This window comes from Streptomyces sp. NPDC005722, from assembly GCF_040630935.1.
Taxonomy (GTDB): domain Bacteria; phylum Actinomycetota; class Actinomycetes; order Streptomycetales; family Streptomycetaceae; genus Actinacidiphila.
Genome location: NZ_JBEXYN010000040.1, coordinates 50,793 through 74,560 on the forward strand (window position 1 = coordinate 50,793; position 23,768 = coordinate 74,560).

Sequence of the window (23,768 nt, forward strand, 5' to 3'; positions counted from 1 at the left end):
GGAGGTCGACGTTATGTCCCGCCAAGCATGACGAAGCGCACGGGCTCGGCGAGCGCCCTACTGGCTCCCTCCTCGTCCGCACCGCGAGCAGCAAGGGTGGCTTCGGCGAGTCGCGGTGGGAGGGCTTCGCCGAACTTGAGGCCGCGGACCGCATGTCCGTCGACTTCCGGCAGGCACAGCCCTGTACGGGCGTCTGCTGAGGCGGTCTTCCAACTTTCTGCGGTGACTTCGTCACGGAGCCGAATCCACTGGTCGTTGACGTGTCGGTGCGGTGTCACCACGGAAGACAACGAAGCGGCCAGCATTGCGTTTGCCCGATGGCCCGCCCACGTCCACCAGCGGATGTCTCCGTCGGCGGTCCGGGTGACCACTGTCCCACCCGGGTGAACGGTGTGGAGGTGCGCGTCGCGCGCCTCAGCGAGTTTGACCGTGGCTCGCTTGGTCAGGCTGACCGGTGGGTCGTCACCGAGGAGGACGTCACGGGCGGCGCGGGCAAGAGCGAACGAACGGATGCGCTCCGCGCCGAAGCCGCTCCATCGAGCACGCCCTCCTTCGTCGGCCGGCTCCACGAAGCAGCGCTTGCGGCTCCAGTCGATGTACGTCACCAACCAGCTGCGTCCCGCGAGCAGCAGCTTGCGTGGGCCTTCAAGGTGCTCGGTGAGAAGGTCAGGGTCGGTTCGGCCGATTTCGGTACGGCCGTTGAAGACTGTAAACTCCGGTGGTGCCGTGAAAACCGCCGTCAGGTTCATGAAGTGGCGGTACCCGTAACGGCGTTCCGCCTCAGGCCCGATGAAAAGCAGCTCCCCGTCCTGATCCAGGTATCCCTGTTCCACCAGGTGGCTCACCACAGGTGCCGCACCGGGACCGAAGGGTCCGACGCCGCTCCACCACTCCTGCCACAGGTTTTCGCCGACCCGGTGTTCCTGAAGGCACAGCGCCAGCAGTTGCTGAGCCACCAGGTGGCGGGGCTCGGGCGGTGCAACCACGGGTTCCACCCACCCCCGGGACCACTGGAGCAGCAACGCCGCTGCCGAGAGCAGTCCTTCGCTACTCAGCGCCAGGAAAAGGCAGTTACGGAAGGTACCGGGACGTCGGCCCGTACGGCCAAGGCGTTGCAAGAAGGAGGCCACGGTGGAGGGCGTGTCGAGCTGGATGACCCGGTCGAGGTCTCCCACGTCGATGCCGAGTTCCAGAGTGCTGGTGGAGACAATCACGCAGTCCCGACCTTCGGCGAAGGCCGCTTCGGCGCGGCGCCGCTCGTCGACCGAAAGAGAGGCGTGCGAGAGGAAGGTCGTGACGCCCATCAGGCGCAGTTTCTCGCCCAGTTCCTCGACCGTACGACGGCTTTCGCAGAAAACCAGGCGTTTCTCGCCCCGGTGCAGGGCCGCAATGACCGTCGCGGCGTTCGCGACGGAACCGACGTAGTCGAGTTCGATGTCCCCGGGCGGTGGCGTCGCGGGTGCTGCCGCCTCGGCGGCCGGGCCGGGTCCGGTCCGTGCGGCGAGGTCGGGGGCCACCACCCTGGCCAGCCGCCGTCCCTGACCTCCGCCCTGGAGCCAGGTCAACAGCTCGTCGGGGTTGCCGATGGTGGCTGACAGGCCGACTCGCTGGAGCGGCCGTCCTGCGACCCGACTCAGGCGCTCCAGCACGGCCAGCAGATGCCAGCCTCGGTCGTCCCCCGCGAAGGCGTGCACCTCGTCGACCACGACCGCGTGCAGCCCCGAGAAGAAGGCACGGTGGTCGACGTGTGTGCTCACCAGCATGGATTCCAGAGACTCCGGAGTGGTGAGGAGTACGTCCGGGCGCTGAACGAGGATGCGTCGCCGACGGCTCGTGGTGACGTCGCCATGCCACAGCTCGGCGGTGCGGCCCAGCCATTCCGTGTAGGTGCGCAGCCTGGGGTGCAGGTTGTTGAGGAGGGCCTTGAGCGGACACACGTACAGCACGCTGGTGCCCTTCCAGCCGTGCTGGCCCATGCGGGTGAGTAGGGGGAAGGCCGCCGCCTCCGTCTTTCCGCCAGCCGTGGGCGCGAGCAGCAGGGCGTCCTCGCCGCCCAGGAGCGGTTCGATCGCCGCCTCCTGCAGCGGGCGCAGGGAGCGCCAGCCGAGGGAGTTCACGATGTGATGGCCGAGGACGGGATCGAGGAGGTCGAAGGCGTCGGCCGGTTCGCCCATAACAGGCTCGAATCCGGTCATGACGGGTCCAGATCCAGTTCGACGTCTCCCGCTCCGATGGCCGCGCTCCGCTCGGTCTCGTTGAGCTCGGCACTGTTCACCGTAAGGGAATAGTGGTTACGGGGGTCGAAGTCCGCGAACTCGTCGACCCTGTCCAGGACATCGGAGACGAGCTTGCGCAAGTACAGGCGGGGCGCGATGCCGATCTTGCCGCCGAGGGATCCAGTGACCGCGCGAGCCAACTCGTCGAGGTAGGCGTCATCGATGCGATGGGTGAGACGCTCGGGGTGGCGAGCCACCCCCGCGTACAAGTCCCGCACCTTGCGACCGAGCTCGCCGAGTGACGCGAGGTCGAATCCAGGCAGCCGCAGTTGCACGGCCCGCGGAGAGTCGAACCGCGGGTCTGTGGTGAAGTCGGTGGCCAGGCGCTGGGCGAGCGGGGCCAGGCGCTGGACGCCCTGCTGCCCGTCGTAGAAGGCCGGGGTACCGGTGATGACGAGGAAGAGTCCGGGGAAGCGGCCGGCGTCGATCTCGTCGAGGAGCTGGCGCAGCGCGTTGAGGGACTTCTCCCGTACGTCGCTGCGGACCCGCTGGAGGGTTTCCACCTCGTCGAGGACGAGGAGCAGTCCGGGGTGTCCGCAGTCCCGCAGGACGGTGAGCATGCCCTGCAGGAAGCCGAGTGCACCAAAGTGGTCGAGGTCGCCGCGCACGCCCGCGGCGCGTTTCGCGGACGCGGCCACAGACCGCTGGCCTCCGAGCCAGGAGATCATCGCTTCGGCGTGTGCGCCGTCCCCTGCCGCCACGGCCCGCCGGTAGCCGCGCAGGGCCGCAGAGAAGGCGGGGGTGGTGCGGGCGACGTCTGCGAGGCGGCGCTCCAGCAGTTCGTCGACGGCCTTCGCGAGTGCGTCCTCGTCGTCGGCGGCGATGTCGCCGCCATCGAGGACCTCCTCCTCCAGGGCGTAGAACCAGGAGTCGACGACGGCCCGGAGCGCGGAGGGCGGGTGAGTGGCGGTGGTGAGGCGTTCGACGAGTCTGCGGTAGACGGTCTCCAGGCGGTGCAACGGGGTTTCGGTCTCGGAGATCTGCACCTCGCTCACAGCAAGCCCTTGCCGCTTGGCCCGTTCGGCGAGCCAGCGCGCGAAGAACGTCTTGCCGGATCCGTACTCGCCGCGCAGCGCATGGAAGGCCGCGCCGCCGCGGGCCACGGTGGCAAGGTGGTCGTCGAGGGCGGCTTCGAAGCGTTCGAGTCCGACGGCGAACAGGCCGAGTCCGGCCTGGGGTACGGTGCCGCGTCTGAGGGCGTCGATGACATCCCGTCGGCGGGCGGTGCTGATGTCCGGTCCGGGTGCGGTCATGCAGTGTCTCCGAGGAACTGCTGGATGAGCAGCGCCTTGTCGAGCTGGACGGTGCGCCCCGACTCGACGAGCTGGAGTACGGGATAACCGTCGATGTTAAGCAGGCGTTCCAGCACGGTGGCGAACCGCTCGGGGTTGCGCTGTGACTTGCCGGTAGCCGTCTGGGCCGCTGCGGCCACCGCACCGGGAGACAGTTTTCCGCCCACGGCGAGCAGGGCGTCGAGGACGGCGGCGACCGCCTTGTCGGCCGGGGCGAGCCGGACGAACTCACGCTGCGCCTTGTACTGGGCCGACTGCACGGTCCGTTCACCGAGTCCGGCCCGGTCCAGCGCTGTGGCACGGTCCGCGGTCCGCGGTTCCGGCAGCGGCCGGGGTGTCCGGTCGGCGGCGGGAGCGGCCTCGGATCCGGAGACGGCGGGCGTCCCTTCATCGTCCCCGTGCCACCAGCCGGGCGCGAGGCGTTCGGTGGGAAACAGGGTCCATCCGGCGGGGATCCGGTCGGCGGACGGTATGAGGGTGATGACGGGCACGGTGATCTCGGCGAGGGAGGCCCCGCCGTGGTAGCCGGCCTGCCGCGCGGTGTAGCGCATCTCCTCGCGCCACGGCAGGACGGCCCGCCCGCCGTCGGTCCGCACTCTCGGTCCGGCCACTGCGATCTCGCCGTCGCCGGGGGTTCCGGTGCGCCATCGGGCGCCCTGGACGCCGTCGGCGGTGGGCGTCTGCTGCCCGCGCGGGGTGCGGTCGAGGACATGGCCGTGATCAGAGACGAGGACGACGGGCCGGCCGTAGTCGCGGGCGGCGTTCAGCAGGTCGGGCAGTTTGGCGATGTCGCCGAGCGACCACCGGCCGCGGGTGCCTTCCCGGCCGTCGGCCAGCGCGTCGTCGATGGTGTTGAGCACGACCGCAACGATGTCCTCGCCGGCCAGGACCTGGAGGAGCTCCGGGGCCAGCCGGTGGCCGGGCGGTCCTTCGTAGCCGCCCTTGTGGAAGAGGTGGGCGCCCCGGTGCCGCTTCTTCCAGAACGTGGTGAAGCCCGCGCGTTCCTTGTCCTGCCCGCCGTCGGCGGGCTGTCCACACAGCAACGAGACGCGGCTGGTGCGGGTGACGGACGGCAGCATCGACACCGCTGCCTGCCGGGCGGCCTCGGTGCCCGGCCGGGGTTTGGGGACGACCTCGGTCCACACCCGTCGGTCGAGTTCACCGGCGAGATGGACGGCGACGTCGGCGCTCATGCCGTCCAGGACCAGGATGAGCGGCCTGCCGCCGTCGCGGGCCAGGGGTGCGGCGGCCTCCGCGAGGACGTCCTCGATCAGCAGGGCGCCGCCGGGTGCCTGCTGGGAGGCGGTCTCCGTCCACAGGGCGAGCCGTCGGGCGAACGCCTCGTCGAGCCGCGTGCGGCGGGTGCGCACGGCCTCTATGAGTCGCTGGTAGGCGTCCGCGACGGCGGGGTCCCGGGACGTCTCCCCTTCGGCGAGGACGCCCACGGCGAGGTCGGCCCAACCGGAGGAGGCCAGGTGGGAGCGGACGCCCTGGGCCACCGACTCGACCGGTGGCTGGGGGGACTGCGTCCAGCGCACCAGCCGGACGGCGGTGCGGGCCGTCTCGGTGCGCTCGGCGTAGAGGCTGCTGAGGTGGTGTTCCGTCAGGTCGTGCAGGGCGGCTTCGGCGGGCGCGGCCGGTCCATCGAGAAGGCCGGCCAGCCGGCGCAGCCGGGCCTGGTAGCCGGAGGGCAGCAGCCGGTCGGCGCCGAGCAGCGGGCTCAGCCGGGCCTCGTCGGCGAGCCGGTCGGCGCAGTGGAGAACGTCGAGGACGCGGTCGCGGGCCTCGGTGCGATGGGTCCCGCTGCCCTCGGCCTGGGCGATCCAGCGGCTGAGGACGCCGGTCGCGGCGTTGGCAAAGGGCCGCAGCGCGTCGAAGGAGGGCAGGGCGGGGCCGAAGAGGGAGCCGAGGGCGAATCCAGCGGCTTCCGCCGAGGAGGAGGACAGCGCCGCCGACGCGAGCGCCCCGAGCGGCAGGGCGTCCGTGCCGCGGCCGCCGGCGGCGAGGGCCAGCAGGGTGGGCGCGGCGAACCCGACAGTCTGGGCGAGCCACTCGCCGATCCCCTCGCGTTCGGCGGGGGGCAGGGCGGCGAAGCGTTCCGGTCCGGCCGGGGTACGGGTCCAGGTGAACAGGGTGTCGGGGTCGAGGTCGAGGGTGTCGGCGGTGGTGTCGCCGAGTCCGAGCCGTGCGGCGATGAGGGCCCGTACCGCGCGGTCGCGGGTGAGGACGGTGCCGGCGCGGGGCCAGCCGTCCACCGGTTCGGCTTCCAGGAGGGCGTCGAGGAGCCAGCGTTCCCCGGCCATGCGGTTGTCGAGGTCGGTGGCGCCGAAGAGCTGCTTGACGATGTCGGCGCGGTCGACGGCGAGGGGATGGCGGCGCACGGCGTGGGCGCGTAGGTCCCAGCCGAGCTGGTCGGCGGGGACGTGTCCGGTGACGACCAGCACGCCGGTGCCGTCCGGGTCGGCTTCGGCGCGGTGGCGCCGCCAGGCGTCCACGATGCCGAGCACGGAGTCCTGGTCGCTGATGCGGACCCGGCGGGTCCGGCCGTCGACGCGCAGCCTGAACTCCGTCTCCTGGCCGCGGCCTTCGTAGGCCGCGTCGACCAGGACGAGCCGCTGCCCCGCGGCGTTCGGGAGCTCGGCCTGCAGCAGCACCTCGATGGCGCGCCGCCCGACGACGGGACGCGAGGGCGTCAACGCGTACCTCCGGTGTCCGCGCCGCCGGTCTCCCGGCCGGTGCCGTCGGCCGTCCGCCAGATGATCTCCACCTCGGTGTCCGGGTGCCCGGCGCGGAACTGCTCGATCTCGCTCCGTACGGCGGCCAGTTCGGTCAGCAGGCTCTCTAGACCGGTTGTCCCGGCGCCGATGACCCGGCGGCCCCCCCGGCCGGAGGTGGTCGCTCCGGCCGCACCCCCGGGGACGGCCGTACCGGCCTCGGCTCCCGCGGGCGGCACGGCGGGCTCTCCGTCGGCGGGACGCGGCAGGACCGGCTGCGAGGGCACGGGCGGGGTCCCGTGCTCGGTCAGCGGCACCTGCTCCGGACCGGGCGCGGGCGAAGTGGGGGCGACCGGCGGCAGCGGCGCGGTCCGCTCCACCCTGAGGGCCGCGTCCACGATCGCCATCGCGGTGTCACGGACGCCGCCAAGCACCGGCACCAGGGGCCGCTCGTACTCCGGGGCGCGGGCGGCCTCGGTGATCTGGTCGAGGAGCCGTCCGGCCCGGTCGCCGACGCTGTCGTCCCGGCTGGCGAGGTCGCGGACGCTGCTCAGCAGCCGCCAGTCGGTGGCGTCCAGGGCGGCCAGGACGCCGGCGGCACTCTCCATGGCGTGCGCCAGCTCGCGGGCGGGGGTCCCGTAGGAGACCGCGGCCAGCTCCTCGACCAGGGCGGTCGCGTCAGTCGTGTGCCGGCCGAGCCGGGCGAGCAGTCCGGCGGCTTCGCGCAGCACAACCGCGCGCGGGGCGGGGTCGGCTCCGTCGAGTCCGAGCAGGGCCGCGTGCCGCTCCAGCGTGGCGCGTACGGCTACCACATCCTCCTCGAATTTCCCGGCCTTGGAGCGGACGTCCTCGGCGAGCTGGTTGACGTGGCGGGCGTACGGGTTGGGTTTGGAGGGGATGCCGAACAGGCGGGCGGCCTGGTCCCGGGCGGTCTCGTACGCCTCCTTGGAGGGCAGCGGCTGGGCACGCAGGGCCCAGCCGGGTCCGATGGACATCAGGTCCGGCGCGGCGGTCTCCGGGCCGGAGTGGTACACCCAGGCCCGGTCGTCGAGCAGCGCGTACACGGCGATGAGCAGATTCTCCACACCCCGGTCGAGGCCGGTGTGGTCGAGGTCGTCAGCGATCCAGCGGCGGATGTCCTCGGCCTTCAGCAGCTCGCGTTCCCCGTGCTTGGCGGCCACCTGGTTAATGCGGGTGCGCCACTCCGCACGCAGCACGAGTGGGCCGTCGTGAACGGTGCCGAGTTCCAGCGGCTCCACGATGCGCTTGACGGTGGCCAGTTCGCTGTTGTTGTGGATCTCGACGCGGCCCTCCTCGTCCATGGCCCGCGTGATCCATTCCAGGGTGGTGCGCAGCTCTCCCGCGGTGACGGCCTTGCGCTGCCCTCGGGCATCGGGGCCAAAGTCGGGGTGCTTGTCGTAAAGCGCGCCGAACAGGCCGTCCGCGAGGTGGAGCACGTTGTCGGCGAACGTCTTGCCGCCCTCGGGCTCCGGCCGCGGGAACTTCGGCCACAGCGACAGCACGTGCCGGCCGTCGACGACCTCGGCGCCCTTGGTGCCCTCCCTGGGCGCGGAGATGCCGTAGACCTCGCCGAGCGACTGCACCAGGGTGCCAGTGAGGTTGTCGCGGCCCATCTCCAGCTGGCGCCGGACCTTGACGCGGTCGTCCGGAGCGAGGGTGCGGGTGTGCTCGTCAAGCCGGTTGCGCTCCAGCAGGAAGGAGATGCGCATCAGCCGGCCTAGCTGGGCCTTGCGCTGCTCGGAGAAGAAGTCCGGCAGCCACACCAGGGTGGGCTCCTCGACGCCGTTGTCCTTCAGCTCCATGACCCGCTGGTAGTCGTAGGACGGGCGGCGACTGTCGTCCTCGTCCCACGGGTAGTCGACGACGATGCGGACCTGGCCCCTGGTGCCGGGGCCGAACTGCTCGTCGGGCATCCTGCGGGAGTCACAGGCGTTGCCAAAGACGAACTCGACCGTGCGCTTGGTGCCGCGCCAGACGATGTCCTTCTGGTCGAAGATCTCGCCCTGCCTGACGCCGAGGAGCTCCCACAGCCGGTCGCGCACCCACACCCGGCGCACACCGTCCCGATCCTCGCCAGCGACGGCGTCGAGGATGGGTTCGACGTCCAGGTCGGACAGGTGCAGCGAGAAGACGGGGTCGTTCTCCCCCTCACTGCGGATCTCGGTGATGAACTTGCCCTGCAGCGAGGCCATCCGCTCGGCGACCTTGTCGCCCACGGGCACGGTCCGCGAGTGCACAGAGCCGTGGTTGAGGGCGGCGAGCCGGGCGCCGGTGAGCCGGCGCAGTGCGGGCACCTCGGGCGCGAGGGCGGCGAGCAGCAGCGTCTTGACGAAGCGGTCGTCGGCGAGGAACTCGGGATGGTCGGCGCGGCCGTACTTGCCAAGCAGGTACTCCCGGGCCTTGCCGTGGAACTTCCGCGCCACCCCGACCTCGTGCGCGAGCCGGTCAGTAAAGGCGGCTCCGGTCTCGTCGTCGAGGACGTCCCACAGGTCGCCGAGCGGGATGAGCCGGCCGAGGGGAGCGTCGGCGTTCTTCTCCAGTAGCTGCTGGACGAGCTGCAGACCGCTGCGCTCGCGCTGGAGCGCGCCGGACAGTGCGACGAGCACGTTCAGCAGCGCGGGCGACAGCGGGTAGACGGTCCGGAAGTCCTCCCAGTTGGCGCGAGTGGTGCCCTCCTCGTCCAGCAGGACGTCCTTGACCTGCTGGTTGGACTTGTCGATGCCGCGGAAGGCGGCCTCCATGACCTCTTCCTGGCCCGGCCGGGGCTTGAGCACCCGCTCCTTGATGATCTCCGGGAGGTTGCGGTCCTCTAGGTCAATCACGGTGAAGCGCTTCCTGAGGTATTCGAGCGCGCTCTCCATGTTCTGCACGTCGGAGCCGAGGATGTCCTTGCCGACGAGCTGGGACAGGTCCCGCTGACGGGAGATAAAGGAGACGATCGGCACGGGCCGGTCCGGGTTGTCCGACTCGATCAGTTTGACGAGCTTCTGGATCTCCTCGTTGACCCAGGTCCGCTCCCGCATACGGGCCTGGAGCCACAGGATCAGCTCGTCCAGGAACAGCACCACGCCGTCGTAGCCGAGTGAGCGGGCGTGCTTGCTGATCTCGCTGAGGCCGTCGTCGAGCGAGACGAACATGTCGGCGCCGCCGGCCGCGCTGGCCGCGTACGACTTCATGGGCCCGTTGATCAAGGCTGACACCAGGCGCTTGCGGCCCGGGTCACCGGCCGGTGCGGCGAAGGCTGCGTCCAGCTCGGCGCCTGTCCACGGCGTGGGGGCGACGGCACCGATGGGAGCGAGGCCGTCCACGGCGACGGGAGCGGTGGCGCCCGCACTGGGCAGCAGCCGCACGAACGCGTCGTCGCCGAGCGAGTCCCGCAGGGTGCGGGCGTCCTCCAGCAACGCGTCCGACCGGTACACCGTGGGCACGGGCACCTCGGGGTGGAGAGACCGTACGGTCTTAACGTAGCCGCCCAGCAGGGCCGACTCCAGGTTGGCGGCGCCGATCAGGTGGTACGGCACCATGAGGAACTTCCGGCCCGCCAGCCAGTCGCCGTGCTCCGCGACCACCTCGCGCAGCCGGGGCTTGGTCCGGGCGGACGGGTCGCCGTTGAGCACGGCGTGCAGCACGGTCAGGAAGTGGCTCTTACCGGAACCGAACGATCCATGCAGGTAGGCGGCGTACGAGGTGTTCTTCCGCACGGCGCCACGCACCATCCGCAGCGCCTTGTCGAACTCCTTGGCCAACTGCTCAGTGACGACGTAATCCGTCACCGAACCGGCCGAGGAACCGCCGAATCCCTGGGAGAGCTCGACCTTGAAGTCACCCGCCTGGGCGTCTTCCCTGATGTCGAGGACGTCCTTCAGTACGACGTTTCCGCCCCTGGCCATCAACCGCCCCTGCTTCCCAAAACGTCTCCCCCCGACCGCCACCCGGCCGGGCTTCGTCCGGCGGGGCCCAGCGGTCCCCCGCGCCCCGCACACACCCCTACATCCTGCCAGCTCGGCGGGACGGGGATGGGTCGTGTGCGGGAGCGGGGTGGTGGGAGTGCCGGTCATAGGGACTGCCGGGGCGGGGGCGGCCTCGGAGCGGACGGCCCGGGACGGTGCCTCGGGGTCGTCGCCGGGCGCGGTGTCGTGGTGGTCGTCGCCTTCGCCGTCGGGCTGAGGGGGCAGGCGTCGGCCGCGGCACTTCGCGGTACGCAGGGCATCGGCGAGGCACTCGGTGAGGCGGATGGCGCCGTACCACATCGACGTGCGGGGCCGGCGGGTCCTCCAGCACCCGCCGGGCGCGTTCAAGCACGTCCAGGCCGTCGGCGAGCTGCTGGGCCTCCATCTCGTCAGTCAGCCGCGAGACGTATCCGTCCCCCCCCTGCCGTTGGCGAGGAAACAGGGGGTCCATCCGGCGGGGACCAGGGCAGGAGCCTGAGCGAGGGGTACGACTCCATCACGCAGCCACCTTCCCCGCGCCGAGGGTGTGCTGGTCGAGGTCGATCCCGAAGTCGGTGGCGAGGAGCGGGTGACCCGTCGGCGGCACCGCTGACGTGCACGTTCCTCGTCGTGGGGGGTTAGGTAGGGGCGGACGAGCTGGGAGTCGGTGCCGTCGAGGGGGAGGTGTAGGCAGTAGGGGGAGCGGTGGAGGGAAGGCATCGCCAAGAAGATCGAGTCAGGTGAGCTGGCACCAGACAGGCCGATCCCGTCGGAGAATCACCTCGCCGATGAGTACGGGGTCGCACGGCTCACTGCACGGCGAGCAGCGCAAGAACTCCGTGAGCGGGGACTCATCGTGACCGTACGGGGCAAAGGATCCTTCGTCGTGGAGCAGCCACTGACCGATGCTCCGGAGAAGGCAGACGGGACCGCCGACTGACGGCCCCGTCCCACTGCCGTATCGCTGCTACTCGGCGGCCTTCGCCCGCCCGCCCCGCCGCTTCTCCGGGCGCCAGTCGCGGAGGTCGGCCTCCGACAAGCCACGGACGGTGCGGCCCTTGTTCAGGGCCGTCTGGAACTCGCGGGCGGGGCTGTCTCCCCACTCCTCGTCGTACTCGTCGTACCACTGGTGGACCCAGGGCATGACCTCCATCAGCCCTGCCAGCAACGGCACGAACCGCGGATCCTCGAGTTGCCAGCCGTCGTCCTCGGTGCGGTCGTTGATGATGTTGACGAGGGCCTCGGCCTGATCCTTGTGGTTCCAGCCGGCCCAGCCGAGCAGCAGTGACGGGTCACCGTCGGTGGAGGCACCGGGGTAGGAGATGAACCGCTCCTTCGGCACGTCGAGCTTGCCGCGGTTCGACCAGTAGGAGTGCCGGAGGAAGTCGGCGCCGCTGTACTTCGGCGGGACCTTGATGTCCAGGCGCACGCCGTCGCGGTCCTCTTCCCGCTGCTGCTCCCAGACGCGTTCCCACTGCGCACGCTTGCGCAGGCCGGACTCCTTGTAGCGGAGGGCGGCGAGGTAGGGCACGTGCTCGTTCTCGATGACGGCTTGCAGCACGGTCGCGAGCGACGCCTCGGGCTTCTTGAGGTGGTCGGCCGCGTAGAGGGCGGCGACGGACTGCACCTCGTCGTCGTGCCGCAGGACGTCAGCGAGCTGGTAGACCGTTAGGGTACGGGGCGAGGTGTAGTCCCCCCGCTCCTCGAACCACAATTCCTCACGCTCGGACGCATCCAGCAGCCAGGCCCGTAGAGCCGCGGCTTCCCGCTTGTCCCAGTCCTCAATGGACCAACGCCGCTTGTACTCGGGGCGTTCGAGCAGCCGGATGTCTTTGTGGGACTCGATGAGATCGAGCCGGGCCTGCACTACCTTCTTGTATGCCTCGGTCCATTCGGCAGGGATATCGGTGACGGCGATGTCATAGGAGCCGTGTCGATCGAACCAAGTGGTATCGACGTCACGGCCGTCGACTCCGCGTTTCAACACGATCTCGAAGGCACGCTGCCCGAGAACGAGTTGCGGGACATCGTCGCGGGTCAGCTCAGCAGGTTCACCCGGCAGGGTGGCTGACGCGACCTCCTTAGCCGAAAGCAGTCCATACGCCCCATAGACAGTCCAGTCCAACTCTTCCTGAAGGGCGATCATTCGCGAGCGGATACGGTCCTGGGCTTGGCTAGCTTCGTCGAGGGCAGCCCGTGTGGGCGTGCCGAAAGAGACGACAGTCGATGGCTCGAGTTCAGACAGCTTCTGAGCGAGGGCATCAAGTTCCCGGGACAACGCAAGAGGAAGGCTCTCTGGAAGAGGGAACTCTTGAAGCTTAGTGCCCGTGAACTCGTAAAAACGCTCCCACTCATCGCTAGTAAACCCCCCACCTTCCCCCCGGATCCCCTTATCGTGGCTGACCTGCTTCAGCCAGAAGCAAGCAGTCGAAGAATTGAGAACCCCCATCAACTCCAGATGCCGCTCCGCACTCTCCCCCTCCGGAAGCTTGATCACCGGCGCGGACTGCTTAAATACTTTTCCGCCACGGTCCAGCACAAAGTGGTTATGCGTAGAAACAAAGGAGAACGCAATCGAAAGCCGACTCCGGTAACGCTTCGGGAAGAACATACTGTGTGAAAACCAAGCAAGCCCACGCTGCTCGGGAGTTTGACCGAAATCCAGACGCCCACGCAGAACAGTACGATTACCCCAGAGGAATTTCAACTCAGTATCAGTCAGATCCCTTTCGGCACCTCGCACAGTATGGGGCGCTACGGTCGCATAGGGAAAGAATGTGCAGACAGTAGAGCGAATTCCATAATTGCGCACCTCGTCCCCAAGAATGACAGGAACGGTGCCAGCGCTTAGCCTTCGTGTCGCAGCAGCAGATGGAGGCATGTAGTAAGCCTCATCCAGTCCAGTATGTGTCGTCCTCCCGATCTCGTAGATCACATCACCAAGCCGCCCGGTAACCCGCTCCAGTGACTGCATGACGGGCTGCGCTCCACCACCGGAAAGAGACCACGGAAAGCGCGCAAAACGAGATCGTTCAGCGTCTTCAACGCTCACCCATTCTGACTCGCTCCCAGGCTTTCCCACCTGCTCAGTGATCGCAAGCCACACCGGCCCCAGTGTGTCCTCTTCGGGAATGCCGGCCTCACCCCGCACCCCCAGCACTGCTCGAATGGGTTTGGCCTGTCGAGCCACTTGGTTCCGCCCAATCAAAATCACCGTAGGGGTCCCGTGTCCCGGAATGTAGGCTCCCGAGGTGTCGATCACGTGCGTCAAATCTACGCCACCGAAGTCTCGCTTACGCTTATTGTTCGGATCCTTATAGGGACCACCGTGGAAGAATGACTCAATCAGGACTTTGCCGAACTCCCTCTTCATGAACGAGTTGGCAGTAATCTGCCCGGTGAAGCCGCCGTCCTGACGGCTTCCGCTCGCCCGCAAAGCGAGCTCGAAAATTCGCTGCGCGAACGGCACTGACAACGCGTACTGGCGCGAGCAGGCCCAGTACACGTCCCGGTAGTTCTGATTCTCTTGCTTGTCCTTCACCGTGATGTATGGCGGATTCGCCACCACCACGTGGTACGACCCACGCCCCAGCAGGTCCACTTCCCGCACGTACTCCTTGACGTCCTCCGTCCGGTACGTGAAGACCTCCTCACGGGCCGCGTCGTCGAGCGTCCGGTCGGCCTCCTGGCCCGCCTCCCGCCCGTGCAGCAGCGAGTCGCCTACCGCGATCCGAATGGGCATGGCCGGCGCGCGTCGCAGCTCCCGTACGCCGCCCTCCTTCAGCGCAGCGACCAGCAACCGGAACCGCGCGATCGAGGCGGCGTACGGGTTCTTGTCCGCGCCGTGGACGGACTCCAGGGCACGCCGGATGTGCACCCACCGGTCCACACCGGGCTCCAGCGCACGCCACTTCTTGTAGATCCGGTCGAACAGGCCGAGCAGGAAGTGCCCGGAGCCGCACGCGGGGTCGATGCAGCGCAGGCCGTGCACCCGGCCGTCCTCGTCGATCTCCCCGCGCCAGCCCTCCGGCCGGTGCTTCCACACCGGGTCGAGGCCAAACTCCGCCACCGCCGGTTCCAGCGTCAGGTCGAGAATGAATGACTCGACGAAGGTCGGCGTCTGGAGGAGTGCGTAGGTCTTGCGGGCGTGCTCGGAGAGGTCCTGGTAGAGGTCGCCGAGGAAGCGGGTGTTCAGCTCGGGGTCGGTGAAGTCGTGGCGGATACGGCCCTCCGCGTCCCGTTCGCGCCAGAACCCCAGGAGCCGGGTGGCGGCCACATAGGAGGGGGTGATCTCCCACAGCGGGTTGAACCGCTTATCGAACAGGCCCGCGGCTGTGGGGTGGGCGTCGCGCAGCGCGCTGAACGCTTCCAGGAGCCAGTCGCGGTCGTTGCGCTCCGGATGGGCGCGGAAGTAGTCGTCGTGCCGGTCCTGCGCCTCGGACAGCCGCTCGCCGGGGCCCGACAGCCAGGCCTCCGGGATCAGCCCGTTGTCCTCGCTGAAGCGGACGAAGACGCAGGCCAGGACCCAGGCGGCGGCGATCTGCACCAGCCGGTCGTCGAGCCAAGTCTCGTACCCGACGCCTGTCCGGCCGCCCTCGCCGCTCGCCCGCTCGTACTCGGCGAGGAGGGCCGGGGCGAACTTTTCGGTGGCCGCCCGCTGCCTGAGATCCTCCTCCATCAGCACGACCTGCTTCTGCAGCTCCTTCAACAGCACGCCGTCGCGCGGCAGCGCACGCGCAGGCGCTTCCGCGGTACGGACTTCCTCAGACGACACCGGCGATTCTCTCCATCCCGACCAACCCACCGTGTGGACTGTGGACACGGCATGTCAGCCCATCCTGCCAGGTCGACTTTGTGAACCGGCAGAGTCATGGGGTACACGAGGACTCGACGACGCCCAACAGCGTCGGCTACGCCTTCGGCACCCCTCCCATGCGTCCCAGCCCGAACGCGATCCGGTACACGTCGGGCAGGTCCAGCCGGCCGTCGCTGCGCCGCCTGGTCATCACGCCCAGTTCGATCAGCTCCTCGACCAGCCGGGGCAGGTCGTCCGGGTGGCGGGGGCCGGTACGGACCAGGGAGGGCCGGTCGGCCTGGGCATACTGGGCCGCGTCCTCGGCCAGCGCCACGGGCAGGTCGTTCTCCTTCCACAGGTCGAGCACCGCCGACTCCTTGAGGGGCACCTGCCCACCGGCGAGCGGCTTTATCGCCAGCTTCACCCATGGGGTGTCCTCGCCGACCTCGTCGACCCGCCGCTTCGAGGCGGCCTGCACCCCGGCACGGATCGCCTCGTGGTGCAGGGCCCGGTCGTGGTCGTGGTGAACCGACCGGCTGGCCTCGGCGGCCGTCACCAGGGCCTGGAGGAAGCTGCGCGGACTGATCTTCCCGTTGCCGTCCTTGAGGTGGTTCGGCAGCCAGGTGTAGGGCTTCCCCTTGCGGTAGTTGCCGCCCATGAACGGGTCGGCGATCTCCGTGAAGAGCTTTTCCTGAACTTCCGCGACGTTACGCAGTACCAGGGGCGGCTCGTGCCGCCCGACCGTCTCGTCGGTCGCCCAGCCGCCGGTGGACGCACGGAACCGCCGTGCCAGTTCGGCCTCTCCGTCGTCCTCGTTGCCCAGACTGTGGAATAGCAGTCCATACAGGTCGGTGTGGGTCCACTCCAGGCTCGACGCATATCCGGAGGAGAGCTTCGAGGCGTCGGCGAAGGCGAGGGTCGCCGCCTGGAACATGTCGGGGCGGATGAACACCTTGAGTCGAATGTTGCGCGTACCGAACCGCATCTGCAGGGCCAGCCGCAAAATGCCGACGACGAGTCGGTCCGCTTGGGCCCGGTCGGCATGCAGGTGCTCCAGTGCGTCGAAGAGCATCAGGTGGACGATGTTCGCCCCGTGCGCCTCCCGGTCCGCCCGTTCCACCGTGCGCTGGGCCTCGTCCGTGTGGGTGCGCACCCACGCCACCCTGTCCCGCCACTCGGACAGGTCGCACAGTTCCTCCCGCCCAAGCGCCCTCAGCAGAACCGCGTACCAGATGTCGTACGGGTCCTCCTTGGCATCGACCAAGCCCCGCAGGGTCGGCGGCCCCGGATAGTGGTCGTGGTCCAGGTTCATCCCGTGTCCCGGATGTACCCGCAGCCGGCGCAGTCGGTTGATGCGGTATTCGACGGCGGCGACCTCGCGCAGCCGCTCGTCGAGCAGGGTCTGGTACCAGAACGTCTTGCCGACACCCCGCCCTCCCGGCACCACCACGTTGTCAACGTACAGGGCGGTGCGGTGCGAGTCCGGCATGAATAGGGTGTGCGCGGTCGGCGTCCGGGTGTCGGCGTGGAGGGAGTCCTCCAGTGCCGCCGACAGCAGGTCGCGGTACTCGTGCGCGGTGAGGGGGGCCTCGTTCGTCACGTGTCTCGCGTCCCTTCCTCGTCCCGGCCGGCCGCCAGTGCCGCCTCGATCAGCATGGTGACTCCATCGAGGAAGTCACGGTACGCGGCCTGCACGAAGGCGCGTTCCTGCCAGCCCGGTGCGTTGCTCGCGTCCATGCCGACCAGCCCCGGTTCGAACAGGATCGGGATGGCGAAGTGCGGTGCCTGTTCGTCGTCCCGCGCCGTGGCGACCCCGTCCGCGGAGGTGCCCTCGGCTCCCAGGTCGACTGGTGCGACCGTGTCGTACAGCACCTCGAAGCACTCGAACGCCCGCTCGCGGAAGGCTTCCAGGTAGGCCTCCATCGGATAGTGCACCGAGTCCGGCACCATTGAGGCCACCATGCGCAGCTTCTCCCGGATGTGCGGCGCCTGCCCCAGGGAATGCCAGGCCGCAAACAGGTCGCCGTAGCCCATCCACGTCTGCTCGTTGTTCCCGCCGAACAGCAGGGCAAGGTCGCACAACCGGGAGATGGTCACGGCGGCGACGTCGTGGATGCCGGCCCGGCTGTCCAGGAGGACTACGTCCGGACGGTGGCCGGTGTCGCTGTCCCGCTCCACCGCCTCCTCACAGGCGCACACGGCCTGCTCCAGCCGCTCCGCGAAGGACGCGTCGACGGTGTTCGCGTAGACGCGGTTCAGTTTCTCGACATACGAGTAGGACGCGTCTCCGCCGCCCCCTCCCCGGGCCGGTGCCACCCACAGCTCCCCGAACCGGCCGTCGTCCGCGCGGGGCGGGACGTAGGGGGCGCGGATCACCATCTCCAGGCCGTCGGCGCTGCCGACGGCGGCCTCCACGAGGTGGTCCACCAGTCCGTGCGGGGGTAGGTCCTGTCCCATTAGGAGCGGGCCGGCGCCCGGGGACTCCAGGTCCAGGTCGACGACCAGGACAACGTGCCCGGAGTCAGCCAGTCTGCGGGCCAGCACAGCCGTCGCCGTCGTACGGCCCACGCCGCCCTTGAACCCGTACAGCGCGGTGCGGTGGGCGCGGTTGCCGCTCGCTCCGTCCACGAGCGGGGACACCTTAGCCCAGTCCTCGCCAACCACGGTGTTGTCGAGGAAGCGCACGGAGCCCTTTCCGGACGGGCCTTCGGGGTCCGCGACCGCGCGCGGGGACGCCAGCAGGGTGTCCGCCGAGAACATCTTCGAGGTCAGCAACACAGGGTGACCGGTCCGGTACGGACCCAACCGATCGGCGAGCAGCCTCTCCCAGCCCTGCAGGAGCTTGAGCACGGCCTCCTTCTGCTTCTCACTGTCGTCGACGACAAGGGAGAAGCGGCCGAGCACGTCCCGCACCAGTACGACATGGAAGCCCTGCCGGGCCACCTCGCGCGCGGTGTCAAACGCGCGCGTGCGTGCCTCGTCGAACCGGACGGGTTCCACCGGCGCTGTCACGGCAGCTTCCCGGCGAGCAGCGCCTGTTCGTGCACGCAGAGTATGCGACGCGCCGCGTCCTGACGCCGCGCGACCATCTCGACCTGGGCGTAACTCCCGTCGGAGTAGCGGGTGCTGACGTTCCACTTCCTGAACGCACGGAGGTCGCCGTCGAGTACCGAGTACAGGGCTGCCCCTCCCCGTCCGTGCGCCCACAGCCTGACCTCACGGACCAACTGGTCGACGTGGCCGAACTGCAGGGGCTTCTCGGGGTCCGCCGGATCCACGACCTCCGGCTTCTTGGACGGCCCAATCGCCACATCCGTGAACCGCAGCAGCAGGCTTTTTGTCGCACACTCCGCAGCGAAGCCGTACAGGTGGTCCGCAGACGGCAGGCGGCTGTCGGTGTGGAGGAAGTCCGCGTCGTGGAAGTGACGCGTCGCGGCCTTCGCGAACTGATCCTCTTGTAAGGTCTCCGGCACACAACGGATCTTAGCCGCAACTCCCCCTCCCCGACCTCGAACCGGCGGCGAGCAGGCGTGAGTTGCAGTGCCGTCGACCAGGCACCGCCACATATTCAGGCCTTGAGGTCCTTCAGGAACAGTCCCGTGAGCGGCTCCCATTCGCTCGCCCGGTCCACGATGTCCACCGTGCGGCCGTCCAGGGCCGGCGAGGCCTCCGGGTCCTCCATGGGAACCAGCAGCCACAGGCCGTGCGGGACGCCGCCCGCATGGCGGGCGGCCTCCTGCAGCGCCACCAGCAGCTCGCTCCCGCCCGCCGACCAGTAGCGGGCGGTGAGCGCCGCTTCGTGGACGAAGAGCACGGTACGCGGACCCGACTGCTCGGCCAGCGCCACCGCACGCGCTAGGACCCGCTCGCAGGCGGCCCGGGCATAAGAGGCAAGGCCCGCGCCGAGCGTGCCCGAGGCAGCGAACGCGGCGTCTGCGCGCAGTAGCGCCGCCCACTCGACGCCCTGTTCCGCGGCCAGTTCCCGCATAGCCGCGAGGAACAGGTCATCCAACGAGACCTGCACCACATCCATGCGTTCCGCCAACCGCTCTGCCACACCCGGCAGTTCGGGTGCCTTGACGGTGAGCGCGAGGAAACCGCCGCGTCGGCGGGCCGTCTGGAGCCGTGCCGTCAGGACCCGGCGCGGGTCCCTGCCCAGTGCCAGCTCGCTCTGCGCGGCGGCGATCAGGGTGCCGGTGCTGGTCAGCATGGAAACCGACGGCTCGTACCGGCTGTCGGTCGACTCGTGTCCCCGGGGCATGAACCGTTTGCGCTGCCCGTCGTAGGCGAGCGGGAAATCGGTCTGAGCCAGTGCCTCCTCGAGCTCCACGTACGTGGTGTCGGCCAGTACGGCCAGGCCCGGGAAGCGTGCTCGGACGCGGGCCACCAAGTCCGCAGCACCTATGCCGGTGTCGGCGCGCACCCCCGCGGGCGCCTGGGAGATGCGCAGCGCACGGACCAGGTCCATGTCCAGCGGGAAAAGCTCCAGACGGGGGGAAACGGCGACGCCGCCCGCCATAGCCGCCGCCAGGTCGACCAGGCGGGTGTCTGCCATGGACGCCATGCCCTCCGGAGCGGTCACCGCGCGCAGCTCCCGCAGCACCGCCGCCCGGCCCGGGAGCGGGTCGCGGCCCGCGACCCCCACCGCCGTCTCGCCCAGGGCGGCGGCGTAGTCGGCGAGCTCGGCCGGCGTCGGGTCGTCGCTGCCCGGCTGGTCCTCCAGAGCCAGGACCACGCGCCCGCCACGCCGTAGCACGGCCAGCCGGACCGGCGGTTCGCCGTCGGGTCCGGAGTCCTCGTCCCGTTTACGGGACTCCGCCTCCGCCGCCGCCCGGACCACGCCCAGAGCCAGAGCCAAGGAGTCGGCGGGGTCTCCGTCTCCCGCACCGTGCCGGGCGCGCAGCTCGGCGGCGAGTTCCTCGGCGGTGGCGACTCTGCCCTGCTCGGACAGGATCGCCACCAGTTCGTCCCGGACACGGCGCAGCCATGGCAGCGCCGCCCACAGCTCGATCGCGGCCTGCTGGTGCTGGGAGACCGTGGGCTGGCTGATGCCGAGCGCCTTGGCGATGGCCGGCTGCGCGGGCCACGGCTCCAGCCGCTCACCGCCGGGCAGTTGAAGCGTGGTGAGGACGACGTCCGGACGCGGCTTGGTGCGGTGCTTGCCGTCCGGGGGGGTGAGCCTCGCCGCCAATGTCTCCACCGGCTCCAGCACGTCCTCGGCGGCGTCCACCGGCACGGCCACGGGCGGGCGCGAGGCGGGACGTCTGCGCAGGGCGTGCGTCCACTGGCGGTGCCGGCGGTTGAGTTCCTTGCGGATCACGTTGCCCGCGCCACGGGCGCGGGAAATCGTGTGTGGGGGGATGTCGAGCAGGGCCTCCACGGTCGACGCGCCTAGAGCCGCGGCAACGGACACGGCACGGGGGGACAGTCCCGCCGCGTCCAGCGGGGTCTTAGGGTCGGCGGCGGCAGCGGCCTGGTCCCGGGCGTCCTCGATGTCCTCGGTCGTCATGCCGACCGTGGCGGGGGTGGTGGCCGGCGGCGCCTTGTCCGCCGTACGGAACAGCCGGCGCCACGCCTCCTGCATCTCGCGCAGGCTGTCGAAGCGCTCCTCGACGTCACGGTGCAGGGCCCGCTGGAAGAACGCGGTCAGTCCCTCACGCAAGGCCTGGTCGAACAGCTCGTCCGCGATGTGCAGTTCGGCGTCCGGCACGGTGAGCGGGTTGCCCTGGCCGTCGCCCCACACCGGCCGCTCGCCCGTGGCCATCTCGTGCAGGGTCACCGCCGCCGCATACCACTCGGCGTGGTCGTCGTAGCGTTCGCGCCGGCTGCCCCCTAGGAACGGGTCAAGATAACTGCGCGTGCCCGCATGCAGGTCCTGGTCGGGCGCGTCGGCCAGCGAGAAGTCGAACAGCATGAGCTGCCAGGACCCGTCACTGCGCTTGAAGAGCCCCAGGTTGTCGGGCTTGATGTCGCGGTGCCGCACCCCGCGCGCGGAGAGGCTGTCCAGGGCCTCGAAGAGGTCTGTGCCGAAACGCTCCAACTGGTCGTAACCGAGCGCCCCCTCGCCGCGCAACCGCGACCCGAGGCTGACCGGCTCCCGGTCGCCGGGCGGGCGGAAACCGCCCGCGTACTCGATTTCCAGGACCATCCGTCCGCCGAGCTGGCGCGGCTGGGCGAGCAGCTTCACGATGCGGCCCCCGCCGACCTCCTTCAGCGCGGTGGCCTCTGCCTGCAGGCGGGCGTCCTTCTCGTGGTCCAGCGCGATCTTGAACACCCGCGGAGAGTCCGACTCGCCGCCCGGTTCGTTCTCGTGGCGACGCACCAGCAGGGCTCGGGCCGTGGCACCCGTGCCGAGGACGCGGGTCACGGTCCAGGTGTCGTCCAAGGGCTGGCCCGGCTGGACCGTCAAGGGGTCCGTGGCCGCCGGACCCGAGGGCTCGGGCATCGCCGCGTCCGCCTCGGCCGCGTCCAGCAGCCGCAGGAACTCCTCCGCCGACGCCATCCGGTCCTGCACGTCGGCCGCGGTCGCCTGGAAGACCAGAAGGTCCAGTGCCTCGGACACGCCGTCGGCGACGGCGTACGGGTGCAGGCCGCCCTCCTCCCGCAGCCGGTCCAGCAGGGCGCTGCGCCGGTCGGCGGGCGGGCGCCCTGTCAGCAGCAGGTACGCGAGGCTGCCCAGCCCGAACACGTCGAGGTCGACCGGATCGGCGAACTCCAGGTCGGTCTCCGGGGCCAGGTACACCTGCGCGACGTCCGCGATCAGGTTGGCGTCCAGCGGGGTGTCCCCGAGCGTGCGGTGCAGGGTGGTCTCGAAGTCCCGGGCGGCGGTCTGCCAGTCCGCGATGCGCAGTACCGGGTCACTGCCGTCCTCGGCCGCCGACACATACACCGACCGGGCGGACAGGGCACGGTGGTACAGGGAGCGGTTGTGGGCATAGCGCACGGCTTCGGCGAGCTGGCGCACCATGTCCAGTCGGGTCTCGGGCGTAAGCTGCCCCCCGTACGCGTCGAGGTAGGCGTCCAGCCGCAGGTCCGACGTCCGGTGCCGGAACAGGATCGCCGGACCGCTCACGTGCTCGCGTATCTGGACCGCCTGCACGATGCCGCGATGGTTGATGCCCTGCAGCACCTGGTACTCGCGGCGGGCCGCCCGGTCCACCTGCTGCTTCTGCTGGGGCGAGGCCGCCTCACCGGCCAGGTAGATCCGCACCCGGCCGCTCTCCTGCACCAGGCCGTCGTCACGCTTCGCCAGCCGGTCCTCCCAGCCGGGGCCGGCGTCCAGTGCCCGCGGCTCCAGCCGCCAGTCGTCACCGAACCGCAGATGAGCGGTCGAGTGACTGACCCCGATGCGCTTCATCAGCTCTTCGAGCAGCGCGCTGGTCTGCGGGGTGACCCGCCAGCTCTCCCGCTCGGGCGGCAGCCCGAGCAGACCGTCCCAGATACCGGGCAGCCCGTTCGCACTGCCGTCGCGCCCGTACACCCCGGTCTGCTGGAACTCGTCGAGCTCACTCACCAGGCTGGGGTCGTGCAGGAAGACCGCTGGCTTGATGAAGGGCACCCTCCTGGGGTCCTCCTTCATAGCGCGCGCCGCCCGCGCCAGCTGCTCCTTGAGCTCCTTGGCCTTGAGATCGGTGAGGTGCAGTGGATTCTTGAGGGTGCGCACCCGGTCGTCGTGGAACTGCCAGGTGTCCCCGTGGTTCACCAAGCGTCCAGGATGGCCCTTCAACTCCAGCAGGTAGACCCCGCCCGGTACGGCGATCAGCAGGTCGCATTCGTTGACGCGGCCGGAGGGACCAGTGAACTGGAACGTCGCCCATGCCCGGTATGGCTCGGCCTTGGGCATCAGCTGCCGGACGTGCTCCAAGCCTTCCTGCTCCCACGCGTAGCCGGAGCGCCTCGGCTGGAACCACCGCTCACGGTTCGGAGGAGGACCAGGCTTCGGCACAGACCGCCCCGCCGGTGGCGTCACCGAGACCTCCTTGCATGATCAATGTCGGCACGGAGGGCGAAGCGATGTGAGCCCGCGCTGTCGGCCCAGCGCAGACGCGTCTCGATCGACGCCTTCCCCGTGGTCGGTCGTGCCCTATCCTGGCCCAGCCCTAGGATGGCATCCTAATCGGTCTGTTCTCCGGGCCAGAGTGATGGGGAGCAGGCAGCGATCACCGACGGTGGTCAATGGCAAGAGTCTTATTGACTGCACCAGTCAGCGATCAAACCGTGGCACTCTTCTCAGGGTGGACAAGCAGCCACCGGAAGGTGCCCAGGATTACGCTTTTCAGATATCCGACCGCCTGGACATCCCAGTCCTTGTCCGCGATGGACCGCAACGTCGCCCCAGCAAGAGGCCGTGGGAGAGGGTCGAACACGCCTGGCCAGGGGTGACCGGCATACCCGCGAACGGCTGGTACCTCGCAACGACGACCTGGCAGCAGATCCTCAGAGCGGCGACGGAGGTCGGCCGGGACATCGGCCCCTGGCTGGCCCTCACACCGAACCTGGCGATCAGCGAGCTAGTGTCCCGCATCTCTCCTCTGCACGCGTACCTGTGTCTGAAGAAGGTCGAAACGGCGGTCTCCGGGTCTGCCGGACGCTGCCTTTTCGTCAACGCCATCCACCGGCACGGCACCGAGCGCAGCGCGCGATCCGCCGGTTGCGTCCTTGGAAGTGGTGTAGCGGGTTGGACCTGATGCGGGGGTTTGCTCCGGCGTCTGGGTTGGTGCCCGCATAGACAAACGGCCACC

The 23,768-nt window shown here is 69.6% G+C and carries 11 protein-coding genes; 2 read left to right on the forward strand and 9 right to left on the reverse strand.

The genetic code is table 11. The annotated features are described in order from the left end of the window. Positions 1-11 precede the first annotated feature (11 nt). From ABZ479_RS32575 to ABZ479_RS32590, 4 genes are read right to left on the reverse strand one after another with little or no spacing between them, the layout of a single operon-like run. Entirely contained in the window at positions 12-2,195 is a 2,184-nt protein-coding gene (locus ABZ479_RS32575; RefSeq protein WP_500464903.1) for a DEAD/DEAH box helicase, read from the reverse strand. Further along, on the reverse strand, positions 2,192-3,529 hold the full coding sequence (gene brxD, locus ABZ479_RS32580; RefSeq protein WP_500464904.1) for a BREX system ATP-binding protein BrxD: 1,338 nt from the start codon (positions 3,527-3,529) through the stop codon (positions 2,192-2,194). The genes ABZ479_RS32575 and brxD overlap by 4 nt, the downstream gene beginning before the upstream one ends. Next, positions 3,526-6,264, reverse strand: a complete 2,739-nt coding sequence (gene pglZ, locus ABZ479_RS32585; protein ID WP_500464905.1) for a BREX-2 system phosphatase PglZ — start codon at positions 6,262-6,264, stop codon at positions 3,526-3,528. The genes brxD and pglZ overlap by 4 nt, the downstream gene beginning before the upstream one ends. Beyond that, positions 6,261-10,193 carry a DUF6079 family protein gene (locus ABZ479_RS32590; RefSeq protein WP_500464906.1) on the reverse strand — a complete coding sequence of 1,311 codons (3,933 nt, stop codon included), beginning with the start codon at positions 10,191-10,193 and terminating at the stop codon, positions 6,261-6,263. Before ABZ479_RS32590 ends, pglZ begins: the two co-directional genes overlap by 4 nt. A 769-nt stretch (positions 10,194-10,962) precedes the next feature. On the opposite strand from ABZ479_RS32590, the gene ABZ479_RS32595 reads away from it, so the two are divergent. Beyond that, a complete protein-coding gene (locus ABZ479_RS32595; protein WP_500464913.1) occupies positions 10,963-11,172 on the forward strand; it encodes a GntR family transcriptional regulator in 210 nt (69 codons plus the stop codon). 27 nt (positions 11,173-11,199) lie between these two features. Here ABZ479_RS32595 and pglX read toward each other — a convergent pair whose 3' ends face one another. The 5 genes from pglX to pglW form a co-directional block, all read right to left on the reverse strand. Next, a complete protein-coding gene (gene pglX / locus ABZ479_RS32600; protein ID WP_500464907.1) occupies positions 11,200-15,006 on the reverse strand; it encodes a BREX-2 system adenine-specific DNA-methyltransferase PglX in 3,807 nt (1,268 codons plus the stop codon). A 136-nt stretch (positions 15,007-15,142) separates the two neighbouring features. After that, positions 15,143-16,627, reverse strand: a complete 1,485-nt coding sequence (locus ABZ479_RS32605; RefSeq protein ID WP_500464908.1) for a hypothetical protein — start codon at positions 16,625-16,627, stop codon at positions 15,143-15,145. Beyond that, a complete protein-coding gene (locus ABZ479_RS32610) occupies positions 16,624-18,039 on the reverse strand; it encodes a KGGVGR-motif variant AAA ATPase (RefSeq protein ID WP_500464909.1) in 1,416 nt (471 codons plus the stop codon). The genes ABZ479_RS32605 and ABZ479_RS32610 overlap by 4 nt, the downstream gene beginning before the upstream one ends. Then, positions 18,036-18,500, reverse strand: a complete 465-nt coding sequence (locus ABZ479_RS32615; RefSeq protein WP_500464910.1) for a hypothetical protein — start codon at positions 18,498-18,500, stop codon at positions 18,036-18,038. The genes ABZ479_RS32610 and ABZ479_RS32615 overlap by 4 nt, the downstream gene beginning before the upstream one ends. A gap of 95 nt (positions 18,501-18,595) precedes the next feature. Then, entirely contained in the window at positions 18,596-22,996 is a 4,401-nt protein-coding gene (gene pglW, locus ABZ479_RS32620) for a BREX system serine/threonine kinase PglW (protein ID WP_500464911.1), read from the reverse strand. A 265-nt stretch (positions 22,997-23,261) separates the two neighbouring features. Between pglW and ABZ479_RS32625 the strand changes: the two genes are divergently transcribed. After that, complete coding sequence (locus ABZ479_RS32625; protein WP_500464912.1) at positions 23,262-23,714, forward strand: hypothetical protein; 453 nt, start codon at positions 23,262-23,264, stop codon at positions 23,712-23,714. The last annotated feature ends 54 nt before the right edge of the window (positions 23,715-23,768 follow it).

Excerpts from the sequence above, each read along its gene's own strand:
- ABZ479_RS32575 (WP_500464903.1), bottom strand. The coding sequence starts at position 2,195 with ATGACCGGATTCGAGCCTGTTATGGGCGAACCGGCCGACGCCTTCGAC.
- ABZ479_RS32590 (WP_500464906.1), bottom strand. The coding sequence starts at position 10,193 with ATGGCCAGGGGCGGAAACGTCGTACTGAAGGACGTCCTCGACATCAGG.
- brxD (WP_500464904.1), bottom strand. The coding sequence starts at position 3,529 with ATGACCGCACCCGGACCGGACATCAGCACCGCCCGCCGACGGGATGTC.